The organism is Macrococcus brunensis (genome assembly GCF_004359615.1).
GTDB lineage: Bacteria > Bacillota > Bacilli > Staphylococcales > Staphylococcaceae > Macrococcus > Macrococcus brunensis.
The window spans coordinates 101558-125417 of record NZ_SCWA01000002.1 but is presented as its reverse complement, the minus strand read 5'-3'; the positions used below and the strand labels follow the sequence as shown (position 1 = coordinate 125417).

The window sequence follows — 23860 nt, the reverse complement described above, 5'->3', positions numbered from 1 at the left end:
ATATGGACAAGTTTATTGTATTTCAAGATGTGACGAAAGTTTATGATGGTAACCCGGTACTCAAAGGGGTTAACTTTGAGATTGAGGAAGGCAAGTTCTATACGTTACTTGGACCTTCAGGATGTGGTAAGACAACGATTCTGCGCCTGATTGCAGGTTTTGAGAAACCGACTTCCGGTGATGTTTATTTTGCAGGTAAACGTATCAATGATGTGCCGGCAAATAAACGTCAGGTCAATACCGTCTTTCAGGATTATGCGCTTTTTCCACATCTGGATGTCTTTGAGAACGTCGCATTTGGTCTCCGTATCAGAAAGATGGATAAAGCAACAGTCGAAACAAAAGTACTGGAAGCCTTAAGACTGGTGAAGCTTGAAGGATACGCGAAGCGTCGTATTTCAGAGATGAGTGGGGGTCAACGCCAGCGTGTTGCTATTGCGCGTGCTATCGTCAATGAACCTGAAGTGATACTGCTGGATGAACCGCTTAGCGCACTGGACTTAAAACTGCGTACAGAGATGCAGTATGAGCTGCGTGAACTGCAGCAGCGTCTTGGTATTACCTTTATCTTTGTTACACATGATCAGGAAGAGGCACTTGCGATGAGTGACTATATCTTCGTGATTCGTGATGGTCATATTGAACAAAGTGGGACACCGCTTGATATTTACGATGAGCCGGTCAACCGTTATGTCGCTGACTTTATCGGTGAATCGAATATTATTCCTGGCCGCATGGTGCGAGATTATGTCGTGCAGATATACGGCAAGGAATATACATGCGTAGACAGAGGCTTTAAGCCGAATGCCGAAGTTGATGTGGTTATCCGACCAGAGGACTTAACGGTCACATCTGCTGCTGAAGGGAAGCTTCAGGCACGTGTAGACTCCCAGCTGTTCCGAGGGGTACACTACGAGATCTGTCTGTTTGATGCAGAGGGCAATGAATGGATCTGTCACTCTACGAAACCGGCGCCAGTCGGAGAAGTAGTCGGTTTAACTTTCTCTGAGCAGGCGATTCATATCATGCTGCCGGGAGAGACTGAAGATGAGTTTGATGCACGAATTGAATCTTATGAGGTACAAGCATGAGAGAAGCAAAAAAATATTTTCTGATTCCTTATCTGATATGGATCATCTTCTTCATCATTCTGCCTCTTGTCTCGATATTTTATTCCAGCTTTATTGGTCTCGATGGCAAGTTCACGCTGGAAAACTATGCTGATTTCTTTACAGGAACATATCTGCAGATGACTTTGACGTCATTCTTATATGCCTTTATCATCACGTTTTTCTGTTTAGTTATTTCATATCCAGTGGCGCTTGCTATACGCAACACGCGCAACAAGCAGTTCTGGCTGCTGCTGATTATTCTGCCGACGTGGATTAACCTGCTGCTTAAGACTTATGCCTTTATCGGTATCTTAAGTAAGGAAGGGACATTTAATGATATCCTGTCATTCCTGCATCTGCCCCATACGCAGCTGCTGTTTACGAGCACAGCCTTTATCATCGTCTCGATTTATATTTATATTCCATTCATGATTCTGCCGATCTTCAACAGCATGGATGCGATTCCTGAGAACCTGATTCAGGCGTCACGGGATCTTGGAGCAGACAGATGGACCACATTTAGAAAGGTCATCATGCCGCTGTCGTGGGAAGGCGTGAAGACAGGTATTCAGATTACCTTTATCCCGGCGCTCAGTCTCTTCATGATTACGCGTCTGATTGCCGGTAATAAAGTTGTGAACCTCGGTACAGCCATTGAAGAGCAGTTCCTTGTCACACAGAACTACGGCATGGGTTCAACGATTGCCGTCTTCCTGATTCTTTCTATGGCACTTGTCATGATCTTGACCAAGCAACGTGAAAGTGAGGGCAGAAGCTAATGAAACTACAATCTAAAATCGTCTTAGCGATTACAATGCTGCTCTTATATTTCCCGATTTTCTTTTTAATGTTTTATTCATTTAACAGTGCGGGTAATATGAACCATTTTGAAGGATTTACGCTCGACCATTATAAAGCCGTCTTCCAGAACAAACGACTGATGGTCATCATCTTTAATACGATTGCTGTGGCACTGATTGCGGCCAGTATTTCAACTTTGATCGGCGTCTTTGGTGCACTCGGCATTCATTATATGCGTAACAAGAAACTGAAGATTGGCTTACTGACTTTAAATAATATTCTGATGGTGAGTAGTGACGTCGTAATCGGCTCTTCGTTCCTGATTTTATTCACAATCATCGGACATTTTACAGGTCTCGGTCTTGGATTCTGGTCAGTCCTTATCTCACATATTGCGTTCTGTGTACCGATTGTCGTACTCATGGTCCTGCCGAAACTCTATGATATGAATGAGTCACTTATCAATGCAGCGACAGACCTTGGTGCTTCTACTTACCAGACGTTGTCAAGAGTCGTGATACCGCATTTAATGCCTGGCGCGATTGCAGGGTTCTTTATGGCCCTGACATATTCCTTAGATGACTTCACTGTCAGTTTCTTCGTGACCGGCAATGGCTTCAGTGTGCTATCTGTTGAAATTTATTCAATGGCGCGTAAAGGTATCTCTATGGAAATCAATGCATTATCAACCATTCTATTTGTTGTCGTCATGGCGATTATTGTCGTCTATTACTTCATCACGAATAAAAGCGAAAATAAACGAAGAGGAGCGATCCGATGAAAAGATTATTGCAGTTAGTGGGTGTTTCTCTTCTTATAGCGGTTCTTCTCCTCGTTTCGACAAGATTTATCGATCCACCGCCTAAAGCAGGCAAAGGCAATGTGCTGTATGTCTACAACTGGGGTGAATATATGGATCCTGACCTGCTCAAGAAGTTTGAAAAGGAAACAGGTATCCGTGTTATTTATGAAACATTTGATTCGAATGAATCCATGCTCGCAAAAATCAAGAATGGGGGTACACACTATGACGTCGCTGTCCCAAGTGAGTACGCCATTCAGAAGATGAAAAAAGACAACCTGCTTATTCCGATTGATCATCAAAAACTGCCGAACCTGAAAAATATAGACCCGGACTTTCTTGATAAAGACTTCGACCCAGGCAATGAATACTCAATTCCTTATTTCTGGGGAACAGTCGGCATCCTCTTTAATCCGGAGACGACTAAAGGCATCGATTTCTCCAGCTGGGAAAGTCTGTGGGATAAACGTCTGAAAAATAACGTGCTGATTGTAGACGGTGCACGTGAAGGTATCGGCTTTGCACTTAACAGTATGGGAGAGTCATTAAACGAAAAAGATTCTGCTAAACTCGTGAAAGCAGAGGATAAACTGAAGTCTCTTGCACCTAATGTTCGCGGTGTCGTCGGTGATGAGATCAATACGATGATGGTTCAGAAAGAAGCGGACGTGGCCGTCGTCTGGAGTGGTATGGGTGCTGATATCATGACAGAGAATGAAAACCTGGATTTTGTCGTGCCAAAAGAAGGTTCCAATCTCTGGTTTGATAACATCGTCATTCCAAAGACTGCTCAGAACGTCGACGGTGCACATCAATTCATCAACTTTCTGTTAGATGCGAAAAATGGTAAACAGAATACGGAATGGGTCGGTTATGCAACACCGAACAAAGCGAGTTACCAGCTCCTTGATAAAGAAACACGTGAAGATGAACGGTTCTACCCAAGTCCTGCTGTCAGACAGAAACTCGAAGTCTATGAGGATTTAGGACCAGAAAAAATCGCAGAATATAACGAAAGATTTCTGCGCTTCAAGATGTCACTTAAGTAGTCTGCAATTTTATATGATTATCATTGCTTCATGAGGGTATTGAAATATTAAATACAGTTAAGGAGATGAAAATATGGCGAGAAGAGAGTATACACAGACAGTGAAACCTGTCAGCAGAATTCCGGAGAAAATCTTTGGATGGTTAGGCTGGTTATCACTGCTCGGATTATTAGGACTCGGTCTTTATTCATTACTTGTATCTGGTAATGATCCGAACTTTATGAATGAGATGGAACGTCAGTTGAGTGAAAACCCTCAGCTATCAGATTTCCGTGATTTGATGGCTCAGAATAACATGACAGTACCTGAGTTTGTCAGCTACATCATGAAAATTGCCTGGGGCATCATGGCTTACTTAGCGTTACCTCTTATTTTAGGTCTCATTGGATTATTATCAATGAAAAAACGTATTTTAGCAGGGGTTATGTTATTACTTGCTGGATTACTGACTGCGCCTTTATTCGTGACAATCGCTTTATTCTGGATTCCTTTATTCTTCTTCATCGCAGCAATTCTGCTGTTTGCACGTAAGGATAAAGTCATCCGCAACGAAGACTATTATCACGATCATGAAACAGTGTCTTATGACCGTGAGCGCGAGGCAGCACCTGTCTATGTAGACCGTGACGCTGACATCGAACGTGATCGTTATAACGACATTGATCGTACAGAACGTGAAGGTGTGTATGTAGACCGTACGGAAGAAGTTGAGCGTCCTCAGGAAACAGTTGTGACAGAAGAGCGTACTGTTGAAACAACACCTGTTGATACAGACGATACTGTAACTTATCACCGTTCAGAGGGTGACCGCGTGAAGTACGTCGACAAAACAGTTGATGCGACAGAAGAGCGTCGCCAGAACTACAATAACCGTATGAACAACAATGACTAAAAAGAGCTGAAAAGCTCTTTTTTTGTAAGTATGAAGAAAATCTTATTGGTTATTTCACTTATCATTACTGGAGCGGTTATGCTCTTCCCGCTTAAAATAATGATTCTGACTTTTGACCCTGGTTTTATCAATGAGTTTACAGGCGGCTGGAATCACCGTATCAGAGAAATGATACAAGAAGAACGAATCTCTTATTCACAAGGCATGCTGCTGATTTTTAATTACGAAATGACGGTCAGTGTTATGCGAAGGGCGGTACTTGGCCTGAGCATCTGGCTGGTGAGTTTAGCAGCTGTACTTATAACAGCATTGAATGTAATACGAAAAAGTCTGTTAAATATTTTGCTTGTGGTTGCAATCGTCATCTCTCTTCCGCTAGTGATTGTACCAGTTCTTTTAATCGGAGTACTCATCGTAGTGAATATGAAAAAGTCTCTGACTGATTAGGTCAGAGACTTTTTAAATTGAGGGAAGTGAGTTATGTGAGTTCTATCAGCTTCAAGAAAGTATCTTCTACTTCTTTCAGAAATACTTTGTCAGATTTTAAAGCCGGATGTCCAGGCTCGTATATTTTACCGAAAAGAAGCTCACCTTTTTTGACATTTTTAAGACGAAGAATATTGTTATGAAGTGCTTCTTCTTCTATGACTTCACTTGCTTCTTTCATATGGTCTCGCTTCATGATGAAGTCTTCCAGAGCAAGTATTGTCTTTTCTTTTTTCAGGAATGTTTCTGCTGTTTTATCTTTCTCAGGTGATTCATAGATGATGCCATATAAAACAAAGACATGGGATCCGAATAAGCCTATCTGGAAATGAGGCAGCATTTTATAGCCGCGTTTATGAGTTGAAAAAGCGACCCACGTGTCATTGGGTGGATTTGTTGTTCGTCTTAAATGTTTGGCTACATGTGGATAGTAAGTTTCTCCTGTATGGGCTGTTAAGAAATCACTGAAATACTCACCTAGATTTTCAAGTTTCGGGCGAGTAGTTTCAATGAGGGCGGCCATTCGATTTTCAAGACCGTCTATTTCAAAAACGTTGAAGTCTTTTTTTGTAAAGTGATACATCTTGTCCTCCTACTTTTGTTAAACCAATTAATTTTGATTGAATGGTGACTCATGTATAATAGAATTAAATCAAGGAGGAACGCTTATGTCAATTTATCAATTCGCAAAGTCAATCGCGCTTCTTGCAGGACAGAGAATACGAGAAGAACTGTCTCAGGAACTTATTATAGAAACAAAATCCAATCCTAACGATTTAGTGACCAATATGGATAAAGCGACAGAAGCTTTTCTGGTCTCACAGATCAATGAACAATATCCGGATCATCGCATCATCGGTGAAGAAGGCCATGGCCAGGATGTGACGGATACGGAAGGGTATCTCTGGGTGATCGATCCAATTGATGGCACACTGAATTTTGTTCATCAGCAGCAGAATTTCGCAATTTCCATCGGTATTTTTTATAACGGTGAAAAATATGCAGGCGTCATCTATGATGTGATGAACGATAAACTTTATCATGCTGAAGCGGGTCACGGTGCATACTTAAATGATCAGCAACTACCTGCACTAAAAGATACAAAGCTTGTCACATCCATTATCTCCATGAATCCGAACTGGCTGACAAAAGAGCGGACACGAGATATGTATGTACCGATTGTGCAAGCAGCACGCAGCTCCCGTAGTTACGGCTCAGCAGCACTTGATTTTGCCTATGTTGCACTAGGTATTATTGATAGTTACATTACACTTAGACTACACCCCTGGGACTTCAGCGGTGGTCTGATAATCGCTGAAGAAGTGGGCGCAGTTGTATCTAACCAGTTAGGCGAGAAGCTTGATCCGCTGCATTCCAATTCTATACTTGTTGCAAATCCAGGTCTGCACCAGGAACTGCTTAATGATTATTTAGGACCATACCGTTCCCGTTTAAGTGAAATTCATCAAGGTCAATTCTCTAACAGATAATAAGTGCCTTTCGTTTTACCTGCTGTCTTAAAGTGCTTCTTTAACAGAGAAGCCACTTTTGCAGCAGGTATTTTTTTGTTGCACCATTTATACATAATATCCTTTGTCAGTCTATTTTCAGGATAGAGGGACATGTATTCATGTGCAGCTCTTATAAATGCCTGCTCAAGCTGAGAAATTTCACGGCACTTCAGACAAAGGATGAGATGATGGTGAAAATTAAATTCTGATAGTTGTTCACAATGAGGACAGCGAAGTCCGTTTTTAATGCTCGCGGCTACTTTGTAAGGTACATCCGTCGTTTCAGCAAACTGTATAGCAGAATAGCTTAAGTTTATTTTAGATGTCGTCATCTGAGTCAAATAGTCAGGTAGTGTTTCTGCTGTCAGAATCATTCTGTTCTGACTATGCGCATCCAGTTCAAAATCAGGACTGAGACATACTGCCCGCATCTCGATGTTCAGTGTTCGGTCCATCAGATATTGAAGGCCAAGTTTGATGCTCATCAGCTGTGCTAAGTCTTCATGGATTCTGCCGGAAAAAAACTCTGTGAGCATCCCTTGATGTTTAATAGTGTGTAAGCCCTGATAAGTGTTTAGTTTTAGCAGGTGGATCGTATCAGATTCGACTAGAATGACATTTAAATGAATGTTACGGTGATAATCCTGATAAGTATAATGCCAGATGACATCAACTTTAGCGATTACTTCCGGCGTTAAAAATGCTTCAAACTGTTCTTCCATTGATTTCTGATGGGTGAGTGACTGTAACATGTGCAAGTCATTTTCAGATAAAGTAGAACGATGTCGGAGCGCCTCTAGACGGGCAAGCACAGGATAAGTTCTTTTTTTGACAATCATGACCTCTCTCCTTTCATTCTTAATTTATAATGGAAGGACAGGACTGACAAATCGCAGAAAATGCTAAAAATAAATAAAAGACCAGCAGTTTATGATAAACTGCTGGTCTTTCATCATTTTTAGTGATAAAAGTGGATGGTTTTGAAGAAAATTTACAGCCAGTGATTTTCGCGGTATTTTTTCTTCAATGTAAATCCATAACCAAGTATGACGACAAAAAGGATAATGCTGATCAATATTGTTAAGACACTGCCTTCAGCAAGACCGGCACTGATACCGATCATACAGACGACTGCAAGAAATGCGAGCAGCAGAAAAATGGCTTTACTTTTTTTCATATGATTCCCTTCGTACAGCTATATAGTATAAATTTCTGATATATGCTATAATATCACAGTTACATAATAAACTGTAGATGTGAAAGGGACATAACATGACAAATTACAGAGAAGATGTGCGTAACATTGCCATCATCGCCCACGTTGACCATGGTAAAACAACATTAGTAGACGAATTATTAAAACAATCAGGTATTTTCCGTGCAAATGAACATGTTGAAGAACGTGCAATGGATTCTAACGCGCTTGAAAAAGAACGTGGAATCACGATTTTAGCGAAGAATACAGCTATTGACTATAAAGGAACACGTATCAATATCCTGGATACTCCAGGCCACGCCGATTTCGGTGGGGAAGTAGAACGTATCATGAAAATGGTAGACGGTGTAGTTCTTGTTGTAGATGCTTACGAAGGTACAATGCCACAGACTCGTTTCGTACTGAAAAAAGCGCTTGAACAAAATCTGAAGCCAGTTGTTGTTGTTAATAAGATTGACAAACCATCTGCGCGTCCAGAAGCAGTTCTTGATGAAGTATATGATTTATTTATCGAACTTGATGCCAATGATGACCAGCTGGAATTCCCGGTTGTTTATGCGAGTGCAATCAACGGTACAGCAAGTCTTGATGCAAGCACACAAGATGAGAACATGCAGTGCTTATATGAAACAATTCTTGAATATGTTCCGGCACCGATCGATAACCGTGACGAACCGCTTCAGTTCCAGACAGCTTTACTTGATTACAATGACTATGTAGGGCGTATCGGTATCGGACGTGTCTTCCGTGGTACGATGGAAGTCGGTCAGCAAGTTGCGTTAATCAAGATTGACGGTACAGTGAAAAACTTCCGTGTGACGAAAATTTTCGGTTTCTTCGGCTTATCACGTGTCGAAATCGAAAAAGCATACCCAGGTGACTTAATTGCCGTTTCTGGTATGGAAGACATCAACGTAGGTGAAACAGTGACACCTGTTGATCACCAGGAGGCATTACCAGTTTTACGTATCGATGAACCGACATTACAGATGACTTTCTCAGTGAATAACTCACCATTCGCTGGTAAAGAGGGTAAGTTCGTAACGGCTCGTAATATTCAGGACCGTTTAGAATCTCAGCTTGAAACAGACGTATCATTACGCGTTGAATCAGTTGGGCCGGATTCATGGACAGTATCAGGTCGTGGTGAACTTCACTTATCTATCCTGATCGAGAACATGCGTCGTGAAGGCTTTGAACTTCAAGTCTCTAAACCAGAAGTCATCATCAAAGAAATCGAAGGCAAAAAATATGAGCCTTATGAACGTGTACAGATTGACGTACCTGAAGAGAATACAGGTTCAGTCATCGAGTCACTTGGAACACGTAAAGGTGAAATGGTCGATATGAGCACGTCTAACGGTCAGACTCGTCTGATCTTCAACGTGCCTGCACGTGGCTTAATCGGTTACCGTACTGAATTCATGTCTATGACACGTGGTTATGGTATTTTAAACCATACATTTGATGAATACCGTCCGTACCTTCGTGGTCGTATCGGTGGCCGTCATAATGGGGTTCTTGTCTCAATGGATAAAGGGGTTGCAAGTACATATGCAATCTTAGCATTAGAGGACCGCGGCGTTAACTTCATGGAGCCTGGTACAGAAGTATACGAAGGGATGATTGTCGGTGAAAACTCTCGTGACAATGACTTAACAGTTAATATCACAAAAGTAAAAGCAGCGAACAATATCCGTTCAGCGACTAAAGAACAGACAACAACAATGAAAAAACCAAGAATCATGACGCTTGAAGAAGCGCTTGAATACATCAATGACGATGAATTACTGGAAGTTACACCTGAGTCTATCCGTCTCAGAAAGAAAACTTTAGATAAAGCACAGCGTGAACGTGAACAGAAGAAAGCAAAAGCTGCTGCTTTAGCAGAAGAGGAATAAGATGCTCGGCTTAAGTAAAGGTGTCAGCACAAATCCGTCCGAACGTCTTTCTTTCCTTGCGAAGCTTTTCCAGGTGGATACACATCCACAGCAAGGTATGTGGATGCTGTTGATTGCGATCTTTATCTTAAGCGCCATCGTATATCACCTCGGTTTTGCACGTAAACTGAAGCTGTGGCAGAATATTGTAATCTATATCCTGCTTTTCCTGGGCTGTATCTTACTGACATTCCTGGCTGTCTTTTTGCCAGTCGGCGAAAGTCTGATACTGGCAGCTATCGTCTTCGGTCTTTATCGACTGAGACTGCATAATGAACGTAAACAGTAAAAATGAACCCGCACAGATTATCTGTGCGGGTTTTATTGTGGAGTGAAAGAGGTGTGTGTGGTGAGTTACCGTTGATAACGGCGATTTATCGCTGGTAACTAGGGTCAGGTGGATGAGATTGGTGAGTTACCGTTGATAACGACAATTTATCGCTGGTAACTAGGAGCAGGCGGATGAGATTAGTGGGTTACCGTTGATAATGGCGATTTATCGCTGGTAACTAGGTTCAGGCTGATAAATTCAGTGAATTACCGTTGATAATAATGATTTATCGCTCATAACCCAGCTAAAATAAAAAAAGTGATGAACAATTCCGTTCATCACTCGTATCTTATATCACTTCAATTGCATTGACATGCTCAATCTTCTGACGATATTCACTGTCATAGATGAAGGCATCGACCATACCGTCTTCATAAAGACGTTTACCATTCTTAGAAAACTGGAAGAACAGCTTGTCGACGTCGGCAAGCTTAATATCTTCGTGTTCACTGCCATTCGATAATCTGATAACTTTAGCATCTGCATTCGGTTCTGTAATCGCGAAAAAAGGCGCCAGATTGATGACATATGTACTTTCAAGCAGCTGCTGTTTCTTGAACTTTTTCTCTGAATTTAATGTCGGTGGTTTTGCGCCGCCTTCTAATATATCACGGTTCCAGGCTTTGTTATCTTTGAATAAAATAGGCTCAACGCCTGTCGTTTTACCTGCTTCCATCTCTTCAATCGTAATTTTACGATCATCAAAAATCCACGTCGATGGATCAAGCGTGATTTTAAATTTAACATTCCCTTGTATTTGTATAATCAAGTCCCTCACTCCTTTGATATAATTCTATCACAAGCCCCGTCCGTCATGTACTTTTGCTTGATTTTTATACAGGGCTACTATAAACTTTTAAAGTATAGAAGAAAAAGGGGTGTATGTCTATGGAACCAGTCGATTACAAACAACAGGCATATGACCAGCTTAATCAGGATGCAGAAAAAATACTGCAGCTGATTAAAGTTCAGATGGATAACTTAACGATGCCCCAATGTCCGCTTTACGAAGAAGTCCTCGATACGCAGATGTATGGTCTGAGTAAAGAAGTGGAGTTTGCCGCGAAGATTGGATTAATAGATAGAGAATTTGGAAAAACTCTGTTATCCGGCCTGGAAAAAGAACTTTCCAAGTTACATGATGCATTTACCAACGTCTAGAGCAGGTGCTTTAGACTATTTTTATTAGAATTGAGTGGTTGAGTTGTGAATCAGTTAAGAAGGTTCTTTAAATACATAAAAGATTATTCCAAGTATGTTGATTTTTCGCTTTTGATTATCTACATCGTTTTATGTACAATCGGTCTCGTCATGATTTATAGCGCAAGTATGGTTGGCGGTCCTCGTGGGATGCTGTCTGGTGCAGGGGCTGTCAGTTCAACTTACTTTTACAAAAGACAGCTGTTTGCAATTATCTTAAGTTTCGGCATCGTCTTCTTTATGACTTACTTTATGCATATCAATATCATTAAAAATAAGCGTGTCCAGCAAAGTTCAATCATCGGTGTACTGATTCTTCTGATCGCGACGATGCTTTTCGGTACAGAAGTCAATGGTTCGAAGAGCTGGCTGAATACGGGTATTATGATGATACAGCCAGCTGAATTTCTGAAGATCGTCACGATCATCTATTTAGCTTATATTTATGATAAAAAGAAAAATCTAAATCAGATGAGCCTGGATCTGGTAGCGCCTATTATTCTGATAGGTTTCTGTTCAGGTCTTGTCATGCTTCAGCCGGATATGGGATCAACGCTCCTGATATTTATGATTATCATCAGTATTTTGATGTACTCAGGAATTGCTTTCTATACGATGTTAAAAACGGCTGCAGTCATTTTTGGGGTTGCCTGCGTTTCTCTTCTTTACAACTTAGTGGCTAACGGCAGTCTCTTATCTCCTCACCAGGTCGCGCGTTTCGAAGTACTGAAGAATCCTTTTAAAGATGAGAGTGGTATTGGTTATCATCTCTCCAATTCTCTGATGGCAATCGGTAATGGTGGCTTATTCGGCCGTGGTCTCGGTAACGGTATTATGAAGCTTGGTTACTTGCCTGAACCGCATACCGATTTCATCTTTGCGGTTATTTCGGAGGAACTCGGATTAGTGGGTGTTATTATCATTATTTCACTCCTGTTCTTTATCGTTTATAAAGGGTTTATGTATGCAGCACTTGCAACATCCATGTTCTATCGCCTGATCTGTATTGGTGTGGCAAGTTATATCGGGATACAGACTTTTATCAATCTGGGTGGTGTAGTGGGGCTCATTCCATTGACAGGGGTGCCTCTCCCGTTCTTAAGCTACGGTGGGTCCAGTATGCTGAGTCTTTCTATCGCAGTCGGTTTACTGCTGATGGCTTCTAAGCACGTTAAACAGGAGCGCTTAAACCGTTAAATAACTATATCGTCACATCTTGAAATGTCAGAGTGATTGTTCATATTGTATAATAAACGTGTCAGCAGGGCTGGCATGTTTTTTTATTTTGAGGAGGATGACTATGCGCCAAATTACGAAGATTTTAGCAGCAAACCGCGGAGAAATTGCGATCCGTATTTTCAGAGCGGCTACTGAACTGGGTATTCCGACAGTTGCCATCTATTCCAAGGAAGACAGCCGGTCCCTGCACCGTTACAAAGCGGATGAAGCTTATTTAGTGGGTGAGCACTTAAGTCCAACTGAAAGCTATCTCGATATTGAAGGCATCATCAGTATTGCTAAGAAGTGTGGTGCTGATGCGATTCATCCAGGCTATGGTTTCCTGAGTGAAAACGAAACATTTGCACGCAGATGTTTAGAAGAGGGTATCATCTTCATTGGACCTGAACTGCGCCATCTTGATATGTTCGGTGATAAAGTGAAGGCTAGGAGTCAGGCCACTGCTGCTGAACTGCCGGTTATTCCCGGCACAAAGGAAGCGGTCCAGTCTTTTGATGAAGTGACATCATTTGTAGAAACACATGGCTTTCCGATTATCATTAAAGCTATCTCCGGAGGCGGAGGTAAAGGGATGCGGATCGTCGAACATGCAGCTGAACTGGAAGATGCCTACACAAGAGCAAAATCTGAAGCACAGAAGTCATTCGGCAACAGCGAAGTCTATCTGGAGAAACTGATCAAGAATCCGAAGCATATCGAAGTTCAGATCTTAGGTGACCAGCACGGCAATCTCGTCCATTTATTTGAGCGTGATTGTTCTGTACAGAGACGTCACCAGAAGATTGTGGAAGTGGCACCTTCTGTCGGATTGTCCGAGGAGATGCGAATGAAAATCTGCGATGCGGCTGTTCAGCTGATGAAGAAAGTCGGCTATGTTAACGCCGGGACGGTCGAGTTTTTAGTCGCTGATGACGCATTCTATTTCATTGAAGTCAATCCTCGTGTACAGGTTGAACATACGATTACTGAGATGATTACAGGCGTTGACATCGTCAAGACACAGATTCTGATTGCTGACGGTGAAGCACTTCATGACACGCGTATAGAGATGCCGCAGCAGGAAGAAATTCAGACTTTAGGCTATGCCATTCAGTGCCGTATCACAACAGAAGATCCACTCAATAACTTTATGCCGGATTCAGGTACCATCATGGCTTACCGTTCAAGCGGTGGTTTTGGTGTCAGACTGGATGCGGGAGACGGATTCCAGGGGGCAGAGATTTCTCCTTATTATGACTCGCTGCTGGTTAAAGTATCCACTCAGGCGATCACATTCAAGCAGGCAGAAGAAAAGATGATTCGCTCATTAAAAGAAATGCGTATTCGCGGTATTAAAACGAATATCCAGTTTTTAATCAATGTGGTGAAGCATCCCGTATTTGTCAGCGGCGAATATAACACGAACTTTATAGATGCGACACCTGAATTGTTTGATATTCAGGAACCGAGAGACCGGGGCACAAAGACACTTGAATATATCGCTTCAGTCAGTGTGAATGGTTTTCCTGGCGTATCAAATGAGAGACCTGATATGATGATTCCACAGTTGAACTATGAAAAATCATTGACGGGTTCAAGACAGCTCCTGATAGACGAGGGTCCAGAAGCGGTAGCGAAATGGCTGAAAAGTCAGAAGGACGTATTAATCACTGATACGACCTTCCGTGACGCCCACCAGTCACTTCTCGCAACACGTGTCCGCACAAAAGACATGATGGACGTCGCACCTGCGACCAGCAGACTGCTGAAAGATGCATTCTCACTTGAGATGTGGGGCGGTGCAACCTTTGATGTGACCTATAATTTCCTGAAGGAAAATCCGTGGGAAAGACTGGAACAGTTAAGAGAAACCATTCCCAATGTGCTCTTCCAGATGCTGTTACGAGCGTCGAATGCGGTCGGTTATAAAAACTACGCCGATAATGTCGTCGAAAAATTTGTAGCTGAAAGTGCAGCTGCAGGGATAGATGTCTTCCGTATCTTTGATTCACTTAACTGGCTGGACCAGATGAAAGTCGCTAACGAAGCGGTACAAAAAGCAGGTAAGATTTCAGAAGGGGCCATCTGTTACACAGGTGATATTTTAAATCCACAGCGTTCTGACATTTACACGCTGGACTATTATGTCAAGATGGCTAAAGAAATGGAGCGAGCAGGTTTCCACATTCTTGCGATTAAAGATATGGCAGGACTCTTAAAACCGGAAGCTGCTTATCAGCTGATTGGTGAACTGAAAGCGGCAGTTGATATGCCGATTCATCTTCATACCCATGACACAAGTGGTAACGGGATAGCCACTTATTCGAGAGCAATCGATGCAGGTGTGGATGTTGTTGATACAGCACTCGGTGCGATGAGCGGACTGACGAGTCAGCCGAACGCCGGCACTCTTTACCATGCAAGACTTGGCACAGAGCGCCAGGTTGCTGCAGACATTGAAGGACTGAATGAACTGTCTCATTACTGGGAAGCTGTACGTCCGCTGTACGCCAGCTTTGAAAGTGATATCAAGTCGCCTAGTGCTGAAGTCTATGCACATGAAATGCCGGGCGGACAGTATTCAAACTTAAGACAGCAGGCAGCGAGTCTGGGTCTTGGGGAACAGTTTAATGACGTCAAGGATATGTATCGCCGTGTGAATTTAATGTTCGGGGATATCGTCAAAGTAACACCGTCATCTAAAGTGGTCGGTGATATGGCGCTTTATATGGTGCAAAATGACCTGGACGAGGAATCTATCTTTGCCAAAGGGGCAGCACTCGATTTCCCGGAATCTGTTGTCCAGTTCTTTAAAGGTGAAATCGGACAACCTGTCGGTGGTTTCCCGGCAAGACTGCAGCAGCTGATTTTAAAAGGACAGCCTGCACTTAAGAGCCGCCCGGGCGAAACCATTCCGGATGTTGACTTCGCGGCGCTTGAGGAAGAGCTGAAAGAACTGCTGAAAGCAGATGTCTCAGCACAGGATGTCATCAGCTATGCGCTCTATCCAAAAGTCTTCCTGAGCTTTAAAGAGACAGAGAAACGGTTCGGTAATATTTCAAAACTTGATTCTAGACTCTTCTTCTATGGCATGCAAAAAGGAGATATTGTGGCGATAGAAATCGATAAAGGTAAAACATTGATCGTTAAACTGATCAATATTGGTCATGTCCATGCAGACGGCTATCGCTGGGTTTATTTCGAAATGAACGGTATGCCGCGTAAAGTCTATGTTAAAGATGCAGCAGTAGAAGTCACTTCAACTGCTGCACGTCAAGCCGATCCCTCAGACCCGACTCATATCGGTGCACAGATGCCGGGCACAGTAGGAGAGGTGAAAGTGAAAGCTGGCGAGAAGGTCGTTAAGGGGCAGGTTCTTCTTGTTACAGAAGCGATGAAGATGGAAACGTCTGTCCAGGCTCCTTTTGCAGGAACAATCAAGGAAATCAATGTTGAAGCAGGAAGTACGGTTAAGACAGGAGATTTATTAGCAGTGATAGAACAATAAAAAAGGAAGGTCAGCTGACCTTCCTTTTTTATTGTCTTAATTTAGCTCTGGATATCAGTAAGATGAAATAGCAGAGTAAGCCGAATAGTAAAGTGATGAAGAGTGCGTGTAACAACGCGATATAAAGATTGACGCCACTGAAAACAGTAAGTGCGCCGGTCGTGACCTGCAGACAGATCAGAATAAAGGCAGTCAGATAACCATATTTAATGACGCGGTACTGTGCGTAATTCTTAACGGCATGATATGTGATGTACGCAAGCCAGATAAAGAGTATCAGCGCCAGTGTACGGTGACTCATCTGTACCCATTCATAGAAATTCTGAGGCATCTGAAACTTACCGGGCTGACAGAGCGGCCATGTAGAGCAGGCAAGACTTGCTTTTGTATGTCTGACGAGAGCGCCACTATATATAACAAAGTAGATAAAGCTCGTAAGCCCGACTGTATGATAGCGTAGTGGGTTTTTGATGATCAGCTTTGTCGCATCAAATTTCTGGTCTACTTCGAAGATCAGAAGCATCAGCAGAAACACGGAACTGTAACTGATCAGCGAAATACCGAAATGAAGCGCTAAAATAAAACTATTCTGCTGCCAGACAACTGCCGCAGCTCCGATTAATGCCTGAGCAAAAATAAAACCAATACTCATGATACAGAGAAATTTTGTTTCTCTTTTATGGCCGATATGCTTCATGCTGAGTATGACGAGCCAAGTCACTGATAAAAGTGCAAGTCCTGAAACACCTCGATGCGCAAGTTCGATCAGTGTTTCCTTTGGAATATAAGTCGGCATGATTTTACCATGACAGAGCGGCCAGCTTCTACCGCAGCCATCTGCTGAACCCGTCTTTGTAACCAGTGCACCTCCTATTTGTACGAAGAGCATCAAAATAGTCGTAAAGACTGAAAGCCATTTTAAGTTTTTTTCTTTTAACAACCTGTTCACCTCTGAAGTTCTAGTGGTCACGAAATTCGAAAACAATTCTTTCAATATATATGTTAAAATATTTCCGGATTATCATTTCATGTTTGAGTCCATATGTTATAGTATAACAATGTTTAGTAACTGTAAATGTGTCACATATGTGAATACTCTCTCTCATCAGTTACAGTAAAATGTTATCATTTTATTTCTGAAATATATAGAATTTGTGTCAATTTTGATTTATTATTGTTATTATATGCGTCAGGTGTGTAAAGGAGGTTGGAAATGCTGAATGAAAATGTCATCATTCCGATTGATGATAGCAGATTAACAGCAAAAGATATTAAAGCTGTAATCAAACTTGGACTGGTGCAAGGTAACTTAATTCCGACATTTGTCGGGGGCTGGCTTGCAATTATTCTGACGGGTCAGTCGTTCCTGGGTAGTATGCCGGAACTCATTGCAATGCTGGTAGGCTCTGTTTTAATTATGGGCGGTAGTTGTGCATTAAATAATTTTTACGATCAGGATATTGATGCTTTGATGCCGAGTAAGATGAACCGGCCAAGCGTAACAGGTAAAATCAGTAGTAATCAACTGCTGATGCTTAGTCTGATACTGATCGTTGTCGGACAGGCGCTTCTGTTTTCTATTAATATGACAACGGGTATCATTGGTTTTCTTGGCATATTCGGTTATGTCATTCTCTATTCTGTATGGTCTAAACGTCATTTAGTGTCAAACACGATAGTAGGGAGTTTTCCTGGTGCAGTTCCGCCGCTTATTGGCTGGGCAAGTATCGATCCTCACTTATCGACAACAGCCTGGATGCTCTTTATCATCATGTTTGCCTGGCAACCCGCTCATTTTTATGCACTTGCAATCAAGCGTAAGGATGAATACGGCTTAGCCAATATCCCGATGCTGCCAACTGTAAAAGGTTTCAAGCGTACAAGGCTTGGCATGCTCTTATGGGTACTCGCATTATTGCCGACACCATTCTTTATGGCAGAGCTAGGGAACGTCTTTATTATACTGGCAACTGTGCTCAATATCGGCTGGCTGCTGCTTGCATTATCAGGCTTTCGCGCGAGCGTTAAAGAAGCAAAATGGGCTATGCAAATGTTTATCTATTCTTTAAACTATTTAATGATATTTTTTGTTATGATAGTGGTAGTTACTTTAATTCAAATGATTTAATTATGAATGAGTGAAAGAGGGGTTATTTTTAATGAACAAATTGAAGAACACAAAATTGTTTGGCCTGTTTTTTGTTCTGGCAATGGCTTTATCAGGTTGCGGTAAGCCATACTTATCCGCACTTCGTCCAGCAGGGGAAGTGGCACAGGAGCAGTTCAACCTTATGATGCTTGCTGTGTACATCATGATTGGCGTTATTTTAGTCGTTTTTATTATCTTCATCCTGGCTGTTCTCAAGTTCAGACGTGGTAAAGTCGGCGAGAACTTTATGCCTAAACAAGTTGCAGGTAATCACAAGCTTGAAATCATCTGGACGACAATTCCAATTATCTTACTTCTTATCTTAGCGATTCCAACAGTATCTCTTACATTTAAGTTAGCAGATACTAAAGCGATGGATAAAGTCGATGAAAAAGGTAAAAACAAAGAAATGATCGTCAATGTTACAGCGAACCAATACTGGTGGGAATTTGAATATCCAAACCAGGAAGTTGTGACTTCTCAGGAATTAGTGGTTCCAACTGACACTAAAGTTTATTTCAGACTTCATGCAGCAGATGTAAAACACTCATTCTGGATTCCAGCTGTCGGTGGTAAGCTTGATACAAACGTTGATAACATCAACAAGTTCTACTTAATCTTTGATTCTAAAAAAGCAAAAGAAGCAGACAATGTCTTCTACGGTAAATGTGCTGAGTTATGTGGACCTTCACATGCTCTGATGGACTTCAAAGTTAAAGCAATGGACAAAGCAGACTTCGATACTTGGATTAAAGATATGCAAGGTACTAAAAAAGCAGTAGCAGCTACAAGTGATCAAGCTAAAGAAGGGGAAAAAGTCTTTAAGCAATCATGTATCGGTTGTCACGCTGTTACACCAACAGGTAAAGGCGCTAAAGGTCCTAACTTAACAACATTCGGTGAACGTACACGTATCGCAGGTGTATTAGAGCACAACGAAGAGAACCTTAAAAAATGGATCAAAAATCCTGACAGTGTTAAACCAGGTAACAAAATGACGGGTCAGTACAAAGTTTCTGACAGCGACATTGATGCACTTGCTGCTTATTTAATGGAACGTAAAGTCGAGAACTAAAGTTTAAAGGGAGGTTACACAATTGTCTACACAAGCTAAAAGAGGTTTTGGTGCAACAATTAAAGAATATTTAACAACTGTTGACCATAAAAAAATCGCGATTCTTTACTTGATTATGGGTGGTCTGTTCTTCGCAATGGGTGGTCTCGAAGCGATGTTCATCCGTATCCAGCTCGCTGTACCTGAGAATGATTTCTTATCAGCGGGTCTTTATAACCAAGTACTGACAATGCACGGTACTACGATGATTTTCCTGGCAGCCATGCCACTGTTATTCGCATTTATGAATGCAGTTGTGCCATTACAGATAGGAGCGCGTGACGTCGCGTTCCCATTCTTAAACGCACTTGGTTTCTGGTTATTCTTCTTCGGAGGAATCTTCCTGAACTTATCATGGATTTTAGGTGGCGCACCTGATGCAGGTTGGACATCTTATGCATCATTATCACTTGCTTCAACAGGTCATGGTATTGACTTCTACGCACTTGGACTTCAGATTTCTGGTGCGGGTACATTAATTGCCGGTATCAACTTCTTAGTCACTATCATCAATATGAGAGCACCTGGTATGACTTACATGCGTATGCCATTAATGACATGGACAACATTCGTTGCTTCAGCTTTAATCGTCTTCGCATTCCCACCACTTACAATCGGTTTATTCTTACTGATCTTCGATAGAATGTTCGGTACAGGATTCTTCATCGTATCTCAAGGTGGTAACACAATTATCTGGGAACACTTATTCTGGATCTTCGGTCACCCGGAAGTATATATCTTAGTATTACCGGCGTTCGGTATCTTCTCTGAAATTATTCCGACATTCTCTAGAAAACGTCTGTTTGGTTACTCAGCGATGGTATTCGCAACAGTATTAATCGGTTTCTTAGGCTTCATGGTATGGGCTCACCACATGTTTACAGTAGGTCTTGGACCAACAGCGAACGCGATTTTCGCGATTGCGACTATGGCAATTGCCGTACCAACAGGTATCAAAATTTTCAACTGGTTACTGACAATCTGGGGCGGTAGTATCGAATTTACGACTCCAATGCTTTACTCTTTAGCCTTTATTCCATCATTCGTTATGGGTGGGGTAACAGGGGTCATGCAGGCATCAGCACCAGCTGACTACCAGTATCATGATTCTTATTTCATCGTGGCGCATTTCCACTACGTGATCGTCGGTGGGGTTGTATTCGCTTTACTTGCGGCACTGCACTTCTACTGGCCACTGATGTTCGGTAAAATTTTAAGTGAAAAATTAGGTAAGATTGCATTCTGGATCTTCTTCTTCGGTTTCCACTTAACATTCTTTATTCAGCATTTCCTTGGTTTAATGGGTATGCCACGTCGTATCGCGACTTACTTACCAGGTCAAGGTTATGATACATTCAACTTAGTTTCTACAATTGGTGCTTTACTGATGGCTGTAGCGGTTATCATTACATTAATCAACGTAATCTGGACGACTGCTAAAGCACCTAAAGTCGGACGCGATGCATGGGGAGATGGACGTACGCTTGAGTGGTCTTTACCACAGCCAGTTCCATTCTATAACTTTGCTCAGACGCCACTTGTACGCGGCTTAGATGCATTCTGGTTAGAGAAAACAAAAGGGAATGGCGAAATTTTACCAGCTGAATCTTTAGGTGATGTACACATGCCTAACAATTCAATCCTGCCATTCATCCAATCTTTAGGATTATTCGTAGCAGCATTTGGTGCTTTATACTTTGCTGATGGTAAAGAATGGGCGATCGATGCAGTAAAAGATTTACCAGTTCAAGCTTGGTCTCCATATGTTCTTGGATTAGGTCTTCTGATTACTGTGGGTGCTATGATGGCACGTTCACTGAAAGATGACCATGGTTACCACATCACTAAAGAAGAGTTGATTGAGTACGAAAGAGGTGTGAAATAATGGCACATGTTGAAGAAAAAATGACAGTTGAAAGATGGCCAAGTCACCCTGAGACTGCATCACTTGAAGGTAAAAACAAGTTAACTGGTTTCTGGATTTTCCTTGGCGGTGAAACAGCGCTCTTTGCTTCATTATTTGCAACTTACTTAGCACTTAAAGACCATGTGCCAAGTGAAGAACATTTAAAAGCAGAACAACTATTCCATTTACCGCTTGCATTTGTAATGACGATGTTACTGTTAACATCGTCTCTCACAAGTGTCTATGCGATGTACCATATGAAAAACTATGACTTCAAGAAAATGATTACATGGATTGTCATCACTATCTTACTTGGACTTTGTTTCTTAGGACTTGAGATTTATGAGTTTGTAGAATACGTCCATCAAGGTCATACATTCCGTTCTAGTGCATTCGGTAGTGCGTTCTACTTCTTAGTAGGTACACACGGTCTTCACGTTTTAATCGGTCTTGGATGGGCAACACTGCTTGTCATCCGTAACATGAAGCGTGGTTTATCAGTTTATAATGCAGCGAAGTTTAATACTTTCTCATTATACTGGCACTTTATTGACGTAGTCTGGGTATTCATCTTTACAGTAGTTTACTTGTTAGGGGTGTTAGGATAATATGGCTAAGACGAATGAACATTACGTATCAGAACATGTTAAAGTGAGAGATGTAGATTCTGTAAGTACGCACACTACTCATGAAGTTCATGAATCTCACTCACCACGTTTCAACCGTGCACGATTTGACTACGACCGTCGTAATCGCACAGCAGAAATGAGACAACAAGTAACGACATTTGCTGTCATGATCTTTCTGACTTTCATCGCATTTGCGATGGTGGCAGCAGGTCTTGATAAAGCGATTGTCTTACCGATATTGATTCTGCTGGCATTCATTCAAGTTATTCTGCAGTTCTTCTACTTCATGCATATGAAGCATGAAGGACACGGCGTCGCTAAAATATTCATGCTATCAGGTATCTTCCTTGCCCTGTCATTTATGGTGACAGCACTTTACTTAGTATGGTTAGGCGATCCACTTAAATAATTGATGACACCACTGATTAAGTTCAGTGGTGTTTTTTTAAAAAGACATAAAACGTTCGTTATTGGAAGGTTTGTCCTTTTCCTTTGTATTTTATAATTAAACTAAGATTATATTTTTGGAGTGATTATATGCATAGTCTCAGTTCGGTCTCTATATTTGGTTTCTTTGCGAACTGGAGTCCGTTTTACATTGTTGCACTGCTGTTTGTAACAGTTGTCTATTTTTTAACGGTTACGAAATGGCGTCATGAAATTCCCGGCAATCGGCCATTAAAACGAAGTGAAGTGATTCTTTTTATTGTCAGTATGATATTGATGTATATCGTTAAAGGAAGCCCGATTGATTTACTCAGTCATATCATTTTCAGTTTTCATATGCTGCAGATGGCTGTACTTTATTTAATGATTGTGCCGATTCTTTTCTTTGCGATACCGAGTTATTTTATTGATTACCTTGTTTCCCGTCCTTATATTAAACCTGTATTTGATGTTGTTTCCCGTCCTGTGTTCGCCATTATTCTTTTCAATGGTCTATTCAGTGTTTATCATTTACCCGTTGTCCTGGATTTCTTAAAACAGAGTGCGACTTTGCATTCACTGTTTACGATACTGCTCTTTGTAGCTGCATTTAATATGTGGTATCCAGTATTCAACCGTACTGAACTTCCACGCAAGCAGCTGACAGGATTACTTAAGCTGGTCTACATCTTTATGATCGGTGTTCTACTCACACCGAGCTGCGGACTGATCATTTTTGCACAGCATCCGATGTATAAGACTTATACTGATCCAAAAGCCTGGCTCGGTGCAATGGCTCTCTGTGTACCACAAGGGACGCTGGACAGTGTGATGAGTGCAACGAATATTTCAGGACCACAGTACTTTACGAATATGTCATCTCTTGAAGACCAGCAGACGGGTGGGGTCATCATGAAAGTGCTGCAGGAGATATTCTTCGGTTTTATGCTTTTCTATGTCTTCTTCAACTGGCGCTGGTCAGAAGGCAGAAATGAAGAAGAAACTACTCAGAGAAGTCTGGAAGCTCGTCAGAAAGAACAAGCTTACTATAATCAATTCAGATAGGAGAATAATATGAATTTACCGATTTTACCGACTATCAGTACATCCTTTATTGTTATCAGTGCGATTCTTGTCGCTATAGGCTGGTATAGAATCGCGAAGAGAGACTACGAAGGACATAAGAAAGTGATGCTTGCAGCTGGGGCGAGTGCACTGACGTTCTTTATCATCTATGTCTCACGGACATTATTTATCGGCAATACCTCTTTCGGCGGGCCGGACAGTATTAAACTGTACTATACGATTTTCCTTGTCTTCCATATTACACTTGCCACGACAGGTGGTGTTTTAGGACTGATTATGATCTGGTCAGGACTGAAAGACAGATTGAATATCCATAGAAAGCTGGGGCCGACAACTTCAATCATCTGGTTCTTTACTGCAATCACAGGGGTTGCGGTTTATCTACTCCTTTATGTCTTCTATAAAGGCGGCGAAACAACGTCTGTATTTAAAGCGATATTAGGCATTTAATGAAGAGCAGCGGATTATCCGCTGCTTTTTTGCA

General features: G+C 41.7%; 24 protein-coding genes. 19 read left to right on the top strand and 5 right to left on the bottom strand.

Annotated elements, in window-relative coordinates; all coding sequences use genetic code 11:
• Positions 1-2 precede the first annotated feature (2 nt).
• The 6 genes from ERX27_RS01625 to ERX27_RS01600 all read left to right on the top strand — a co-directional run bounded on the left by ERX27_RS01625 (position 3) and on the right by ERX27_RS01600 (position 5103).
• Positions 3-1091, top strand: a complete 1089-nt coding sequence (locus ERX27_RS01625; protein ID WP_133431088.1) for an ABC transporter ATP-binding protein — start codon at positions 3-5, stop codon at positions 1089-1091.
• Entirely contained in the window at positions 1088-1891 is an 804-nt protein-coding gene (locus ERX27_RS01620; RefSeq protein ID WP_133431087.1) for an ABC transporter permease, read from the top strand. Before ERX27_RS01625 ends, ERX27_RS01620 begins: the two co-directional genes overlap by 4 nt.
• Entirely contained in the window at positions 1891-2694 is an 804-nt protein-coding gene (locus ERX27_RS01615) for an ABC transporter permease (RefSeq protein WP_133431086.1), read from the top strand. The genes ERX27_RS01620 and ERX27_RS01615 overlap by 1 nt, the downstream gene beginning before the upstream one ends.
• Positions 2691-3764: an ABC transporter substrate-binding protein gene (locus ERX27_RS01610; protein ID WP_133431085.1), complete on the top strand. Its 1074-nt coding sequence runs from the start codon at positions 2691-2693 to the stop codon at positions 3762-3764. Before ERX27_RS01615 ends, ERX27_RS01610 begins: the two co-directional genes overlap by 4 nt.
• A gap of 73 nt (positions 3765-3837) precedes the next feature.
• Positions 3838-4656, top strand: coding sequence for a DUF4064 domain-containing protein (locus ERX27_RS01605; RefSeq protein ID WP_133431084.1), 819 nt, complete (start codon positions 3838-3840; stop codon positions 4654-4656).
• A gap of 45 nt (positions 4657-4701) precedes the next feature.
• A complete protein-coding gene (locus ERX27_RS01600) occupies positions 4702-5103 on the top strand; it encodes a hypothetical protein (RefSeq protein ID WP_133431083.1) in 402 nt (133 codons plus the stop codon).
• A 31-nt stretch (positions 5104-5134) separates the two neighbouring features.
• On the opposite strand, the gene ERX27_RS01595 is transcribed toward ERX27_RS01600, so the two are convergent.
• A complete protein-coding gene (locus ERX27_RS01595) occupies positions 5135-5725 on the bottom strand; it encodes a YktB family protein (RefSeq protein WP_133431082.1) in 591 nt (196 codons plus the stop codon).
• 85 nt (positions 5726-5810) lie between these two features.
• Here ERX27_RS01595 and ERX27_RS01590 point away from each other — a divergent pair, with 85 nt between their 5' ends.
• A complete protein-coding gene (locus ERX27_RS01590) occupies positions 5811-6632 on the top strand; it encodes an inositol monophosphatase family protein (RefSeq protein ID WP_133431081.1) in 822 nt (273 codons plus the stop codon).
• Here ERX27_RS01590 and ERX27_RS01585 read toward each other — a convergent pair.
• A complete protein-coding gene (locus ERX27_RS01585) occupies positions 6614-7492 on the bottom strand; it encodes a hypothetical protein (RefSeq protein WP_133431080.1) in 879 nt (292 codons plus the stop codon). The two genes, ERX27_RS01590 and ERX27_RS01585, sit on opposite strands and share 19 nt — an antisense overlap.
• A 152-nt stretch (positions 7493-7644) precedes the next feature.
• On the bottom strand, positions 7645-7830 hold the full coding sequence (locus tag ERX27_RS01580; RefSeq protein ID WP_133431079.1) for a YlaF family protein: 186 nt from the start codon (positions 7828-7830) through the stop codon (positions 7645-7647).
• Between the two features lie 95 nt (positions 7831-7925).
• Between ERX27_RS01580 and typA the strand changes: the two genes are divergently transcribed.
• Together typA and ERX27_RS01570 are read left to right on the top strand one after the other, a co-directional pair.
• Positions 7926-9770 carry a translational GTPase TypA gene (gene typA, locus ERX27_RS01575; RefSeq protein WP_133431077.1) on the top strand — a complete coding sequence of 615 codons (1845 nt, stop codon included), beginning with the start codon at positions 7926-7928 and terminating at the stop codon, positions 9768-9770.
• Position 9771: 1 nt separating this feature from the next.
• A complete protein-coding gene (locus ERX27_RS01570) occupies positions 9772-10098 on the top strand; it encodes a YlaH-like family protein (protein ID WP_133431076.1) in 327 nt (108 codons plus the stop codon).
• Between the two features lie 331 nt (positions 10099-10429).
• On the opposite strand, the gene ERX27_RS01565 is transcribed toward ERX27_RS01570, so the two are convergent.
• A complete protein-coding gene (locus tag ERX27_RS01565; protein WP_133431130.1) occupies positions 10430-10906 on the bottom strand; it encodes a hypothetical protein in 477 nt (158 codons plus the stop codon).
• Between the two features lie 122 nt (positions 10907-11028).
• Between ERX27_RS01565 and ERX27_RS01560 the strand changes: the two genes are divergently transcribed.
• From ERX27_RS01560 to ERX27_RS01550, 3 genes are all read left to right on the top strand, one after another.
• Positions 11029-11301, top strand: coding sequence for an Fpa/YlaN family protein (locus ERX27_RS01560; RefSeq protein ID WP_133431074.1), 273 nt, complete (start codon positions 11029-11031; stop codon positions 11299-11301).
• A gap of 45 nt (positions 11302-11346) precedes the next feature.
• Positions 11347-12537, top strand: a complete 1191-nt coding sequence (locus ERX27_RS01555) for an FtsW/RodA/SpoVE family cell cycle protein (RefSeq protein WP_133431073.1) — start codon at positions 11347-11349, stop codon at positions 12535-12537.
• Positions 12538-12640: 103 nt separating this feature from the next.
• Positions 12641-16066: a pyruvate carboxylase gene (locus tag ERX27_RS01550; protein ID WP_133431072.1), complete on the top strand. Its 3426-nt coding sequence runs from the start codon at positions 12641-12643 to the stop codon at positions 16064-16066.
• Positions 16067-16094: 28 nt separating this feature from the next.
• On the opposite strand, the gene ERX27_RS01545 is transcribed toward ERX27_RS01550, so the two are convergent.
• On the bottom strand, positions 16095-17006 hold the full coding sequence (locus ERX27_RS01545) for a COX15/CtaA family protein (RefSeq protein WP_133431071.1): 912 nt from the start codon (positions 17004-17006) through the stop codon (positions 16095-16097).
• A 276-nt stretch (positions 17007-17282) separates the two neighbouring features.
• Between ERX27_RS01545 and cyoE the strand changes: the two genes are divergently transcribed.
• From cyoE to ERX27_RS01510, 7 genes are all read left to right on the top strand, one after another.
• Entirely contained in the window at positions 17283-18194 is a 912-nt protein-coding gene (gene cyoE, locus ERX27_RS01540) for a heme o synthase (protein WP_424960604.1), read from the top strand.
• Between the two features lie 31 nt (positions 18195-18225).
• Complete coding sequence (gene coxB, locus ERX27_RS01535; RefSeq protein WP_133431068.1) at positions 18226-19290, top strand: cytochrome c oxidase subunit II; 1065 nt, start codon at positions 18226-18228, stop codon at positions 19288-19290.
• 22 nt (positions 19291-19312) lie between these two features.
• On the top strand, positions 19313-21214 hold the full coding sequence (gene ctaD / locus ERX27_RS01530) for a cytochrome c oxidase subunit I (RefSeq protein ID WP_133431065.1): 1902 nt from the start codon (positions 19313-19315) through the stop codon (positions 21212-21214).
• The gene (locus ERX27_RS01525; RefSeq protein ID WP_133431063.1) at positions 21214-21843 is read left to right on the top strand and encodes a cytochrome c oxidase subunit 3; all 630 of its coding nucleotides are present in this window, start codon (positions 21214-21216) and stop codon (positions 21841-21843) included. The genes ctaD and ERX27_RS01525 overlap by 1 nt, the downstream gene beginning before the upstream one ends.
• 1 nt (position 21844) lies before the next feature.
• Positions 21845-22273 carry a cytochrome C oxidase subunit IV family protein gene (locus ERX27_RS01520; RefSeq protein WP_133431062.1) on the top strand — a complete coding sequence of 143 codons (429 nt, stop codon included), beginning with the start codon at positions 21845-21847 and terminating at the stop codon, positions 22271-22273.
• Between the two features lie 128 nt (positions 22274-22401).
• A complete protein-coding gene (ctaG, locus tag ERX27_RS01515) occupies positions 22402-23355 on the top strand; it encodes a cytochrome c oxidase assembly factor CtaG (RefSeq protein WP_133431061.1) in 954 nt (317 codons plus the stop codon).
• Between the two features lie 9 nt (positions 23356-23364).
• Positions 23365-23826 (top strand): DUF420 domain-containing protein, encoded by a 462-nt coding sequence (locus tag ERX27_RS01510; protein ID WP_133431060.1) that lies wholly within the window; start codon positions 23365-23367, stop codon positions 23824-23826.
• Positions 23827-23860 lie beyond the last annotated feature (34 nt).